Raw genomic sequence first — 12,516 nt, 5'->3', positions numbered from 1 at the left:
TCTGCAATTATAAATAGGTTGTGAAATATCAAGCGGCCAGGATGCCAATAATACCATGATTTTGGGTTTATAGATTTTCACAACTCGTTTACAATTGTTATATCGTTTTTAGTTTAACTAGTTTTATTGAACATAAACCTGAATAACAATAAAAATTAGTTTAATCCCCGATGAATCCAAAGCCAACTTAGGCACAACTTAGGCACAACTTAGGCACAACTTAGGCACATCTTAGGCACATAGTTAATTAGGGGTTACTCAGCCGAAGCTGAGCACAGGGATTATTCTATTTATACTTTCCTCTAATACTCTCTTGTTTTTATCACAAGTGGCAGTAGCAATTTCCTGGTATCCAGGTAATTTTTCTAAATCTTTATCGAAGATGGTGAAAACACCTAACTGTTCAACTGAGTGAGAGCATTATTATTCCCACTAACCTCTAATATCAAGTCAGGTTGAATACCCATAATTAGAGGGAGGGTGGGGAGATGGGGAGATGGGGACCCACCCCTAACCCCTCCCAGGAGGGGGAGATGGGGAGATGGGGAGATGGGGAGATTTTTATTAAGGGTAATTATTTCGACATGATCTAAAAAATTTCTTGCAGCCGGAGAGCCTGTGGTCTGCTGCTTAATTAGGATGAAAACTAGCTACAGAATTTATCCCTGTATTTCCTTGAACTCAATGACCATCTTTGTTCCCACCTAAGATAGACTACATTCCCTACATCGTTAACCAACACCTAAGCTGGTATTCATTTAAATTCCATTGTTCTGACAGCAGGTGAGCAAGGGAGCAGGTTTTTTTATAACTGAATAATATCCAATTTAAATGCGCAACACCTAGTTAACCAACACCTAGTTAACCAAAATAATATAACTTACTGATGTATTGTCGTTCGCGTAGCGTCGGCTTTGCCGAAAGGTTAATGTTTGAAGGTTGATAGTCAAAGGTTAACCATTAGCCGTTCGGCAATTTTGATTAAGCTGTCACCCATCTAATTTGCATACTTAGAACGAGGGGGAGAGTGGCAGAGGGATTGACGACTTTTTCCGTTCGCGTAGCGTGGCCATTCGCACCTCAAGCAGCGTGGCAAAAGGCCAAGCGTAGCCAACGGCCAAGGCCTTAAGTAGCAAATCGGCCAATCAAATCACACTAGCTTACTTGGTAGCTTACTCCACGGTGTGACCGACAGTCGTTATGATCTGTCTAATTGAATCTTCAGAGGCTTCGGTTTCAACTCTAACTGTCTTTGATGTTACATCCACTGCGACTTTAGAGTCTGGCTCCTGTTGGAGTATACCTTCGGTAATGGTCTTAGCACAGACATCACACGCAATACTGGGAACTTTTAACTGTACTACTGCCATAGTCAATACTCAATCAGTTTTTCTGACACCGGTTAATCAGCTTCCCCTTAAAGCTCGCAGCCCAAGCTAGCAAGGTTAATGCTTACCAATAACTTAGCTCGATTGACGATAATACTCAATGGGCCTAGCCAGGATTGACTAGACCCATCTGAGTGGAAAAAGACAAATTTTCAACGAGTTAACTTTCTGACTACCAGTTTTGAATCACTACTATGGTTGGCAAACTACACAGATACACCTAATACTACATCTCACACAGTCGTGTCTTTCCGGACTTTGGTTTGGCTTTCCCCAACTTCCGTTGGTTCCTCGCCACTTGATGCTATGTTCGATTGGTGCCTACTGTGGCTGGGTCATAGACCGCTAGAAATCATCTTATCTATGCCCATTTAGGTTTTGGCTTCAGGTTTTTCTCTGAAGGATGACTTCCACTCTTTAAATCTAACACGACCTTCTGGAGATTCCGAATACTTGTTGTTAAAGTTAAGGAGTCTTTACAAACTGCAACGATTAGATGAAAAATTATGAAGGGTCTGGGATTTCCCCAATAGGTTGCACCAATACTCAAAGGGCCTAGCCAGGATTGACTAGACCCATCTGAGTGGAAAAAGACAAATTTTCAACGAGTTAACTTTCTGACTACCAGTTTTGATCACTATGGTTGGCAAACTACACAGATACACCTAATACTACATCTCACACAGTCGTGTCTTTCCGGACTTTGGTTTGGCTTACTCCAACTTCTGTTGGTTTTTGGCCACTTGATGCTATGTTCGATTGGTGCCTACTGTGGCTGGGTCATAGACCGGTAGAAATCATCTTATCTATGCCCATTTGGTTCTTAGCTTCAGGTTTTTTTCTGAAGGATGACTTCCACTCTTTAAAGCTAACACGGCTTTCTGGAGATTACGAATACTTGTTGTTAAAGTTAAGGAGTCTTTACAAACTGCAACGATTAGATTAAGAAGGTTGAAGGTTGTTCGCGTAGCGTGGCCAAAGGCCAAGGTGACAGGTTGAAGGTGACAGGTTGAAGGTTGCATGGTTTGCTCTCCTATCAAGGGTGGGCTTTCACCTTCGGTTCTATGTCACAATAGATCATAGGTAAATTAATAAATATAGCGATAGGGGTTTACTTCCCATAAGCCCATAGCCTAAAGCTGACTTGTAGAGAACCATGCCCGATATCCCTAATTATTTGCGCGGTAACGAAATCCGGCAAACTTTCCTCGATTTCTACTCCCAACGGCAACACAATGTATTGCCAAGTGCTTCGTTAGTACCGGAAGACCCGACGGTGTTGCTGACAATTGCGGGAATGTTGCCGTTTAAACCGATTTTTCTAGGACAACGTCAGTCGGAATTCCCTCGCGCCACCACCTCCCAAAAATGTATCCGCAACAATGATATAGAGAATGTGGGACGCACGGCACGGCATCATACTTTTTTTGAGATGCTGGGGAATTTTAGTTTTGGGGATTACTTTAAGGAACAAGCGATCGCATGGGCATGGGAACTCTCTACAGAGGTATTCGGTTTGCCACCAGAACGCTTAGTAGTCAGTGTGTTTCGGGATGATGACGAAGCGTTTGCGATCTGGCGGGACAAAATTGGCATCCCAGCCCATCGCATCCAGCGCTTGGGTGAGGAGGATAATTATTGGAAATCGGGTCCGACCGGTCCGTGTGGTCCGTGTTCAGAAATTTACTACGATTTTAACCCAGAACTGGGAGACGAGAGCATTGACTTGGAAGATGATACTAGGTTTATTGAGTTCTATAACCTGGTATTCATGGAATACAACCAGGATGCGGAGGGTAACCGCACTCCGTTAGATAAGCAAAATATTGATACGGGGATGGGACTGGAAAGGATGGCGCAAATCCTCCAGCAAGTGCCGAATAATTATGAAACTGATTTAATTTTCCCGATTGTAAAAACGGCAGCGGAAATTGCTGGGGTTAACTATAGCAAGAGTGATGAGAAGACGAAGGTTTCTCTGAAGGTTATTGGTGACCATATCCGGGCAATTGTTCATATGATCGCCGATGGGATTACGGCTTCTAATACCGGACGGGGTTATGTGTTGCGCCGTTTGCTCCGTAGAGTGGTGCGTCATGGCCGTTTGATTGGGATTGATGGGGAATTTACCTGGGAAGTGGCTCAAACTGCGATCGCATTATCTGAATCAGCTTATCCTAATGTGCGGGAACGGGAAAAAACTATCAAAGCGGAAATGCAGCGGGAAGAGTCTCAATTCCTGAAAACCTTGGAACGGGGTGAGAAGCTGCTGGCTGAGATTTTGGCGAAGAAGCCTAAGCAGATTTCTGGCACGGATGCGTTTACCCTCTATGATACCTATGGTTTCCCAGTGGAATTAACTGAGGAAATTGCTGAAGAACAGGGCTTAACGGTAGACCTCGATGGCTTCGAGGTGGAAATGGAACGCCAGCGGGAACGGGCTAGAGTTGCCCATGAAACTATTGACTTAACGGTACAGGGTAGCTTAGATCAGCTAGGGGAACAGATCGATAGTACGGCATTCCTTGGTTACACTGAACCCCAGTCCATGGCTAAGGTAGAGGCTTTGCTAGTTGATGGGAAGTCTGTGGAATCCGCTGGAGCTGGCAGTAAGGTTCAGGTGATTTTGGATCAGACCCCATTCTATGCAGAATCTGGGGGACAAATAGGCGATCGCGGTTATCTGTCTGGGGATGCGCTATTGGTTCGCATCGAAGATGTTCAGAAGGAATCGGATTTCTTTGTTCATGTCGGTACTGTCGAACGGGGAAATCTAACCGTAGGCACAACAGTAACGGCTCAAATTGACCGGGCTTGTCGCCGTCGAGTTCAAGCTAACCATAGTGCGACTCATTTACTGCAAGCGGCTCTGAAAAAAATTGTTGACCCAAGCATCTCTCAGGCAGGCTCTTTGGTGGCTTTTGACCGCTTGCGCTTTGACTTCAATTGCCCTCGCGCTCTGACATCGGAAGAGTTAGAGCAAATTGAGGCACAAATTAATACTTGGATTAGTGAAGCCCATACTGCTGATGTGGAGGTGATGCCTTTGACAAAAGCTAAGGCTAAGGGCGCAACCGCTATGTTTGGGGAAAAGTATGGCGATGAGGTCAGGGTGATTGATTTCCCTGGTGTCTCGATGGAATTGTGTGGTGGTACCCATGTCAACAATACTGCTGAGATTGGCGTGTTTAAGATTATCTCTTCCGCAGGGGTAGCTTCTGGGATTAGGCGCATAGAAGCAGTGGCTGGACCGGCAGTGCTGGATTATCTGAATGTGCGGGATAAGGTGGTTAAGGATTTATGCGATCGCTTTAAAGCACAACCGGAAGAGTTACCTGAGCGGATTAGTAATTTACAACAGGAACTCAAGGCTACTAATAAACAGTTAGATGCCCTGAAGCAACAACTGGCTTTGGCAAAATCTGACCAGTTATTAGCACAAGCTAAGTCAGTAGGTGAGTTCAAGGTTCTGGTAGCGAAGATGGAGGGAGTAGAACCAGAGGGCTTAAAAAGTGTTGCGCAACAGCTACAGCAGAAGCTGGGAGAAAGTGCAGTAGTGTTGGGTTCAGTGCCTAGCCCCGACAAGGTGAGTTTAGTGGCAGCCTTTAGTAAGGGTGTTAATCAGAAAGGCTTGCAGGCTGGGAAGTTTATTGGTGCGATCGCTAAAATTTGCGGTGGTGGTGGCGGTGGACGACCTAACTTGGCTCAAGCTGGTGGAAAAGATGGCAGTAAGTTAGGGCAAGCTCTTGATAGGGCGTTGCAACAGTTGTTGGAAGGGTTGCAGTGATTTTGGAGTGGGGGATCCCCCCTAACCCCCCTTAATAAGGGGGGGATTTGAGATTAAGGGGGGATTTGAGGAAATAGTTGTATTTGTGCGATCGCTCTTTTGTGTGCTGGTGAACAATTTAGTGCGTCAGTGCAATAGTTTTGTTTGAGCCACTGACCGACCCATCGTAATTGGTGAGTTAGTGCAATAGTTTTTTTTAGCGCTTGCATGTTAATCCAATTTCGGTTATAATACTATCACCGCTGACGCAATGGTTTTCCAGCCATGATGATTTCCACCGCATAAGGGGCTGATTTAGTAAGTGTTTCTGCCACTCGCCTCCGTTTCCTGATGAACAAGGGCAGAGTTACAGGTAGGCTTGGCACCACACTCGAAAGGATTCTTCAAGAGAAGATATCGAGTGTAATGTATTGTTGTACATTTTTATAAAAATTGCATTTTTCCCCTACAAGCTTTGCTTAGCAAAAATTGTAGCAATAACCCTATAATAGTTTATCATACCTATACCCTAAATAGCCTAAATTTTGATACTCTCAACAGTATCTTGCTTGAGGTAATGCTGAGGCTAATCTTAATCTTTACAATTCACTATATTCATGGAATAATACCGAGAAAATTGAATAATCTGAGTAGGTCTACCTCGATTAAGGCTGTAGATTTACATCATAATATCTGTAAGTACGATTGTCTAAATCCGGCACTAAATTAAACGCTTATTGTTTATTTATAATTATCTAATGGCTGATCATTATATATCACATAGCTATCGTATTCTTCAAGAATATAAAACTTCAATATACTCTAGAACCTATAAGGTAAATGATGAGAGTGCAGCAGCACAACCTTGTCACTATATAGCCAAAGAATATAAGCCTCTGTCTGAAGAACCAGAGGTAATGGAAGAAGCTCAAAAGCTCTTCAGACAACGTGTCCAAGAGATAAGGGCTTTGAAAATTAACGGTATAGCAAATATTAAGTATCAGTTTCGCCAAGGCAATAGTTTCTATATACTTCGAGATTATATAGAAGATAATACTATTGAGGTAGAGATTAAAAATGGCAAGTATTTCCAAGAGAAAACAGTTAAGAAAATTCTCAAAAAATCTCTAGAAATTTTAGATAAATTACATCAAGCTAAAATAGCTCAGGGTAATATTAGGGCTTCTAACCTAATATATTTAGGAGACGATCAACTAACTCTTCTTGATATTGGAGATTTAAACGAAATCGGTGGGCTACAGCTAGTTTCCGGCAAGGTGTCTATTGCTCTAGACAAATATAATGATCGTTACAAACCACCCAAAGGGAATAAAGAGAGGTATCGAGACGATCTATATGCTTTGGGAGTTGTTTGTATTGAGATGATCAGATCTCAGATTAATCCTCAGCTTATTAGTCACCAATCTACTAAAGAAACTATATGGCGTTATCACGTTCCTGGGAAACGCCCTTTACAGATTAGCGATGCATTTGCAAAGATCATAGACAAAATGATTCTTTATGAGCCGCAAGCTCGGTATCAGTCAGCTAAAGAAATATTGAATGACTTAGATCAACTCCTTGAGCCTAGGTCTAAAATCCCTGCATATGACAAGACTCAGCTTAAGATAAGTATTATTAGATTTAGGAGAAAACTATTTTCCAATCCACTATATGCTCTATTGATTGTAGTTTCTTTAATTGGTTTTGCTTATCTATTACTAGGAGTAATTCAAAGAATTGTTTTTAAGCCTGAAACTTGTCCAATTAAGATTGATGATAACATAAGTTGTGGTGAAGAGAGTCTATTGTTTGGTTATCAACCAAACAATAAAGCTGATGGCCTTAAAGCCTTTCGTAACCAAGACTACCAAAAAGCTTCAGAGTTTTTTAAAGTTTCCTGGGAAATAGAAGATAGAGATCCAGAAACTCTAATTTACTGGAATAATGCTAAACTTAAAATAGATACCAATATAAAGCCCTATACTATTGCGGTTGGAATTCCTATCAGAGTAGACGAAAAGACAGCCAAAGAGATACTTCGAGGAATTGCTCAAGCTCAAGACTATATCAATAACTCCGAAGCTAAGATCAATGGTAGACCGCTGAGGATCTTGATTGCCGATGATCATAATGATGTCGCTCACGCTAAGGATAGGGCAAATCAAATAGCTTCTCAAAGTGAGATCATAGCTGTAGTTGGTCATTATGCTAGTGGAATTACCCTTAAAACCTTGGAAGTTTATCAAAAACATAAAATAGTTATAGTTGCTCCAATCAGTAGCTCAGAGTCTTTGACAGATTTCTGTACTAAGCAGAAACAGTGTTTCTTTTTTAGAATTGTTTCTAATCATAATCATTCAGCTCCATACTTAGTTGATTTATTACTTGATGAGTTGGATAAGAATGGTCTTGAAAAAACAGCTGGGGTTGTTTATAGCCACCCTGATAATTATAGCAATTCGTTTAAAACCGTTATTGAAAAGCGTGTGCGAGAAAAAGGTACGTTGATTGATTTAGAGCAAAACGATCTCTCAACTCCATCGTTTGATGCAGGACAAATAATTGATTACGCTCAACAAAATAAAGTAAATGCAATTTTTGTCGTTCCTGACGGGAGAACTACAAGTTATGCAATTCCTAACGCAATAGATTTGATAAAATCTAATCAGGGTCGGGTATGGATTGGAGGATCGTCCTCAATATACGATCCTCAGACTTTAGAAGGCCTATCTAAAGAGAATGAAAGTGTACTATCAAAGTTTATAGCTTATTCTGATTGGCATCGCTTGGAAGGGTGCGTAGATACTCCTGAGGGAAAACGCTTTTGCGATCAAGCTTCAAAACTATGGGCAACAGGTCAGGTAAACTTGAGAACAGCTACTGCATACGATGCCATCATGACCATCGCTAAGGCTCTAGAGACTTTACCAAACCCCAATCGAGTCAAGTTACAAGAAGTCTTAAGGAAAAATAATTTTAGTTACTCAGGTGTAACTGGGACAGTCAAATTCAAACCAGATGGTAACCGCACAGAGCCACCAGGAGGGGCAGTTAAAGTTATACGATCAACATGTAGTACAGCTTACCACGGATTAGAATTTGTTCCCATTGAGTATGTGGCTGAAAGACCATGTCAGTTGATTGAATAGGAAAACCTTATGAATAATACAGAAAAAACTGTTATTGCAGTAACTGGTCATACCAATTCCGGTAAAACAACTTTGATCAGAACGTTAACCAAGAGCAATGTCGGTCTAGTTGCTGACCAAGCACATGCAACAAAAAAGACTGAAACGATTCCATATGAGACTATGCAAGCCTGGTTCCTTGATTGTCCAGGTTTTGAGGTTCCAGATTCTTGTTTAGCCTATATGAGAGCTAAAAAACAAGGGCTTTCTCCAGAGATATTAGCAAACATATTTCCAAATGTTGATAGGATGAAATATGACCTAATAGCAATAGAAGGAGTAGAGCAAGAAGCAGATGTGGTAATATACGTTGTCGATACGTTAAATGATGTGCCGGAAACAGGACATGATCAAGAAATTGAACTTTTAAAGGAATTAAATAAGCCGATTATTGGCATTGGAAATAAAAGCATAAAAAGAAATGAACAGCATGTCGAACGAATAACTCAGTGGGAAGATTTTTTTAAACGAAACCATATCACTAATTACATTATGTTTGATGGTTGGTGGGATGATCCTGCCAAAGTTACTCAGATTTATAGCTATGTTGAAAATTTATTGTCTGGTCACAAGAAAGAAAGATATCGCATAGACCTTGCAAATTTCAGAAATAGACAACTGGAAATTTTAAGGGAAGCTTCATATTTAATGTATGACTGTATCCAAGCATGCAGCAAAGCAAAAAGACAAAAGGGTATTGATAACACTTCACCAGAAAAGAATCTCATTGATGAAATACGTAATGAAGTTAAACAGTTGTTAGAAGATTTTAATGAAAACGTGTCAAACCTTTATGACTTAGCAGCAGACGATCCACTCAAAGGAGTTAATGACCTTAACTTTCATAAAAAAAACTTTTCAAAGCCTAAAGATGTAGTTGATGGTGCAGCTGCTGGTACAGGCATTGGGACTGGAATCGGTGGTGTTATAGGTGGGATAATCGGTTTTCTGATTGGATTGCCTGTTGGTGGTTTTACTGCTGGAGGAGCAGCGCTAGCTGGTATACAGGTAGGGGCTACTGTTGTTGGTTTATTGGGAGGAAGTATTTGGGCTGTATTATCTGTAAATAACAATATAGAAGTTTCTCTCGACCAAAATGGTAAAAACTTTATAGCTACTACTTGCCTAGCCATTATATGGGGAGTGTCTTACCACGGTTACGGAAACAGCCCAACCATAGGAGAGAAAGAAATTGTTGGGCTTTTAGAAACAATTAAAAATTTCCAAGACAACAGATTTATTGTTTGGGATGAACTAAGGAAAAAACAGGTGTTTGAAGAATGTAAACAGTTTTTTGATAAAATAGAAGGTAGATTGTAAGGTGAAATGTGTAGCAAAGGGAGCAGGGAGTAGGGAGTAGGGAGTAGGGAACAGGGAACAGGGAATAGGCAATAGGCAATAGGGAATTTTGTGTACCTCATTAGGCTATAAGCCGCTATATTCAACAGCTGAGAGCTGAGAGCTGAGAGCTGAATGCTTACTTGCTCCCTAAAACCCAGAACTAAATTACCTAAAACGTGCTGATAACTGCGATAAAAGCCTAAATAAAATTCTCAATCACTGCTGTTACCGCTTCATGATACTCTTCAGAAATACCTAAAGTTCCAGCCAATCGAACGGTTTGCACCTGTTCTAACTCCGCCATCGCTATCATTTCGGCTTTTGACTTAGGTGGTGCATTTTCCGCCAATATAATTAATACGGGCATGGGAACAGAATCTAAAAGCTGCAAAAATTCCTCCCGATTAGCGACAGGATCGATTGCGCCAGTAACAAACGCAGCCGGGGCATATCTGCCGCCATCTTTGGAAGTAATTTGATGTTTTTGGGCGATAAATTCCGGAGTTAGTTTGGTTTCATCCACATAGACGTGGCGTTTATACATCAAGCGCAGAAACGAAGGAGTAGTGTTGAGATAGTATAGAGTCTGACCTAACCAGGGCGATCGCACTAGGTTTTTTACTCCGTTTCTCACTCCATCGGGTAAACCCATTACTCTTAACGGTCCTTTCCAAGTGGGAGCTACTAAAATTAGTTTAGAAATACTATCTGGATTATCTTGGGCAAACTTTAAAGCGTATCCCGAAGCATGACCGGCAGCAATTACAGCAAGTTTCGCCCCCCTAGCCCCCCAACTTTGGGGGGAAATTGAGTTAAAGTCCCCCAGAATTGGGGTATTTAGGGGGCTTGTAGCTCTCGGTAGTGAGGTCAATTCATCTGAAAACAGCTGTAAGCTAATTGAGTTATTATTAAAAACAGAGTTAACAAAATCTGCTAATAACTGCTGAAATAATACGGGATTGTAATCCACAGGAGGGCATTGAGACTCGCCAAATCCCAACCAATCTAGAACCGTAACGTGATAGTTGGTAGCGAGTAGATTGGCAATACCTTTCATTTCTGTGCGACTAGACACCGTACTAAAAGCAGGCAGTAACAGTACAGGGTCTCCTGCGCCAATGGTTTCGTAGACCACTCGATAGTGTTTGTGTTGCCAATTCCAGTTGTAGAAATTTTTGGTACCGCCAATACCAGAGTTAAGCTCAGTGGGATTAGTTGTTGTAGTCATAGTGATAGGGCTGCATCTGATATTTGTAAATCTATAACTAAAAGAAGTGTGGTGATATCGGGATATCGAGAGATAGGGGATATTTTTAGCAATGAAACAAGGGGTTCAGCAGGGAACCTAAAGATTGAAGCTAATTCCATCTTCCTTAACAACGAGGGAATCATCGCAGCAGAAACAGCAGGAGACCAAGGCAATATTAGGCTGCAAGCTGTTGATATCCGACTGCGTAACCAAGTTTACCACCGACTCGAGAGGATCCAGTGATTAATGCCCACAGAACAGTGAGGTGCCGAACTCGTCCTGGGTTAGCCAGCAGCAGACAACAATTACGGCAATTACAGCAGCAACAATCATCAGTGATATCCCCTCAACCTCCCCAAGACAAAAAAGTGATTATTGAAGCCCAAGGCTGGGTCAGAGCAAAGGATGGCACGATTATTCTGACTGCGCAACCGTTTAGGGGTACTCCTGTTGATCAGATATTTTCTAATCTTGATTGCCATTCGGGAGTCGGGAGTCGGGAGTCGGGAGTCGGGAGTCGGGAATAGAAATTGTCTTAACCTTTACTTCGACTGCTATAACCTGCTTCGACTGCTATCGGAACTGGAGCTGACAACGGTAACGAGAATTGTATTAGTTGAATTTGATGCGATCGCGTAGCGGCTCTAAAAGAGCATCGCTAACTGATTGCGATCGCGTAGCGGCTCTAAAAGAGCATTGCTATAGCGCTAGGCGCAAGGCAGAAGGCAGAAGGCAGAAGTTGGCTCTAACAAAGTTTTAGAGGTAAGAGCCTAACCTTCTGGATCTGCGCCAGACATGGTATAGGCATCAGTATGGCATACTCCGGTTGCTTTAATTTCCACCATCACCTCACCCGCCTTAGGTTCGGCTACCTGAACCGTTTCAATGGATAAAGGCTTGCCTGCTTCAAAAGCTACTGCGGCTTTGACCTCCAAAATCAACTCCTACTTGCTCTGATCAACTGACCTATTTTATTGAAATATTCTGGCTTTGGATAGCAAGCAAAAGAGGAGGTAAACAGGATTTTTACCTGATCCGAGTTCCCGATTCCCGATTCCCGATTCCCGATTCCCGATTCCCGATTCCCTAAAATCCACAATATACTTCATTTATTGCTCTCATGCCAACCCGCGTTAATTAGGGATCCTATTATTGTACAATTAAAAAAACCACAAATAGTATAATTTTTCCCAGGTTTTGGGGTAATTGACGGAATAAAAACTCATGGCAGCTGAAAGAATTGTGCTCTTATCCAGTAGAGAAATAGCTAAAATGCGTCTTGCTGGACGCTTAGCCACTGCACTCTTAGACCATTTAGAACCCATGGTTAAGCCAGGGGTAAGCACCCTAGAGATTAATGATGAAGCTGAGCGTTGGACAAAAGAGCATGGAGCAATCAGTGCTCCCTTAGGCTACCAGGGCTTTCCTAAATCTATCTGTACCAGTATCAATGAAGTTGTTTGTCACGGTATCCCTAACGGTAAGCAAATCCTTAAAGATGGGGACATCATTAATATTGACGTAACACCAAAGCTGGATGGATATCACGGGGATACCTCTAGAACCTTTTTTGTTGGGACA

At 41.9% G+C, this 12,516-nt stretch carries 10 protein-coding genes and 1 pseudogene; 6 read left to right on the top strand and 5 right to left on the bottom strand.

Annotation, left to right across the window (positions count from 1 at the left end; translation table 11 throughout):
* Positions 1 to 1,172: 1,172 nt before the first annotated feature.
* Both F6J94_RS20525 and F6J94_RS20520 read right to left on the bottom strand, forming a co-directional pair.
* Positions 1,173 to 1,370: a heavy-metal-associated domain-containing protein gene (locus tag F6J94_RS20525; protein WP_293024934.1), complete on the bottom strand. Its 198-nt coding sequence runs from the start codon at positions 1,368 to 1,370 to the stop codon at positions 1,173 to 1,175.
* An 824-nt stretch (positions 1,371 to 2,194) separates the two neighbouring features.
* Positions 2,195 to 2,410, bottom strand: coding sequence for a hypothetical protein (locus tag F6J94_RS20520; RefSeq protein WP_293043762.1), 216 nt, complete (start codon positions 2,408 to 2,410; stop codon positions 2,195 to 2,197).
* Positions 2,411 to 2,544: 134 nt separating this feature from the next.
* Between F6J94_RS20520 and alaS the strand changes: the two genes are divergently transcribed.
* The 3 genes from alaS to F6J94_RS20505 all read left to right on the top strand — a co-directional run bounded on the left by alaS (position 2,545) and on the right by F6J94_RS20505 (position 9,665).
* Positions 2,545 to 5,175 carry an alanine--tRNA ligase gene (gene alaS / locus F6J94_RS20515; RefSeq protein WP_293043760.1) on the top strand — a complete coding sequence of 877 codons (2,631 nt, stop codon included), beginning with the start codon at positions 2,545 to 2,547 and terminating at the stop codon, positions 5,173 to 5,175.
* A gap of 716 nt (positions 5,176 to 5,891) precedes the next feature.
* Positions 5,892 to 8,306 (top strand): ABC transporter substrate-binding protein, encoded by a 2,415-nt coding sequence (locus tag F6J94_RS20510; protein ID WP_293043758.1) that lies wholly within the window; start codon positions 5,892 to 5,894, stop codon positions 8,304 to 8,306.
* Positions 8,307 to 8,315: 9 nt separating this feature from the next.
* On the top strand, positions 8,316 to 9,665 hold the full coding sequence (locus F6J94_RS20505) for a GTPase (protein ID WP_293043756.1): 1,350 nt from the start codon (positions 8,316 to 8,318) through the stop codon (positions 9,663 to 9,665).
* 220 nt (positions 9,666 to 9,885) lie between these two features.
* Here F6J94_RS20505 and F6J94_RS20500 read toward each other — a convergent pair whose 3' ends face one another.
* On the bottom strand, positions 9,886 to 10,914 hold the full coding sequence (locus F6J94_RS20500; protein WP_293043754.1) for an alpha/beta fold hydrolase: 1,029 nt from the start codon (positions 10,912 to 10,914) through the stop codon (positions 9,886 to 9,888).
* Positions 10,915 to 10,962: 48 nt separating this feature from the next.
* Here F6J94_RS20500 and F6J94_RS20495 point away from each other — a divergent pair, with 48 nt between their 5' ends.
* Positions 10,963 to 11,178, top strand: a complete 216-nt coding sequence (locus F6J94_RS20495; RefSeq protein ID WP_293024948.1) for a hypothetical protein — start codon at positions 10,963 to 10,965, stop codon at positions 11,176 to 11,178.
* Positions 11,175 to 11,462 carry a hypothetical protein gene (locus F6J94_RS20490; RefSeq protein WP_293043752.1) on the top strand — a complete coding sequence of 96 codons (288 nt, stop codon included), beginning with the start codon at positions 11,175 to 11,177 and terminating at the stop codon, positions 11,460 to 11,462. Before F6J94_RS20495 ends, F6J94_RS20490 begins: the two co-directional genes overlap by 4 nt.
* A gap of 246 nt (positions 11,463 to 11,708) precedes the next feature.
* Here the strand turns inward: F6J94_RS20490 and F6J94_RS20485 are convergent.
* A pseudogene (locus F6J94_RS20485) lies at positions 11,709 to 11,873 on the bottom strand (S-(hydroxymethyl)glutathione dehydrogenase); the annotation flags it as partial.
* Between the two features lie 33 nt (positions 11,874 to 11,906).
* Entirely contained in the window at positions 11,907 to 12,044 is a 138-nt protein-coding gene (locus tag F6J94_RS20480) for a hypothetical protein (RefSeq protein WP_293043750.1), read from the bottom strand.
* Positions 12,045 to 12,159: 115 nt separating this feature from the next.
* On the opposite strand from F6J94_RS20480, the gene F6J94_RS20475 reads away from it, so the two are divergent.
* On the top strand, positions 12,160 to 12,516 hold a 357-nt coding region (locus F6J94_RS20475), incomplete at its 3' end, for a M24 family metallopeptidase (protein ID WP_293043748.1).

This window comes from Moorena sp. SIO1F2 (assembly GCF_010672755.1).
GTDB lineage: Bacteria > Cyanobacteriota > Cyanobacteriia > Cyanobacteriales > Coleofasciculaceae > Moorena.
Note: the sequence above shows the minus strand (reverse complement) of the source record. Positions and strands in the feature narration are given on the sequence as shown.

Coding starts and splice junctions, on each gene's coding strand:
- F6J94_RS20525 (WP_293024934.1), bottom strand. CDS start 1,370: ATGGCAGTAGTACAGTTAAAAGTTCCCAGTATTGCGTGTGATGTCTGT.
- F6J94_RS20520 (WP_293043762.1), bottom strand. CDS start 2,410: ATGCAACCTTCAACCTGTCACCTTCAACCTGTCACCTTGGCCTTTGGC.
- alaS (WP_293043760.1), top strand. CDS start 2,545: ATGCCCGATATCCCTAATTATTTGCGCGGTAACGAAATCCGGCAAACT.
- F6J94_RS20505 (WP_293043756.1), top strand. CDS start 8,316: ATGAATAATACAGAAAAAACTGTTATTGCAGTAACTGGTCATACCAAT.
- F6J94_RS20500 (WP_293043754.1), bottom strand. CDS start 10,914: ATGACTACAACAACTAATCCCACTGAGCTTAACTCTGGTATTGGCGGT.
- F6J94_RS20480 (WP_293043750.1), bottom strand. CDS start 12,044: ATGAAGTATATTGTGGATTTTAGGGAATCGGGAATCGGGAATCGGGAA.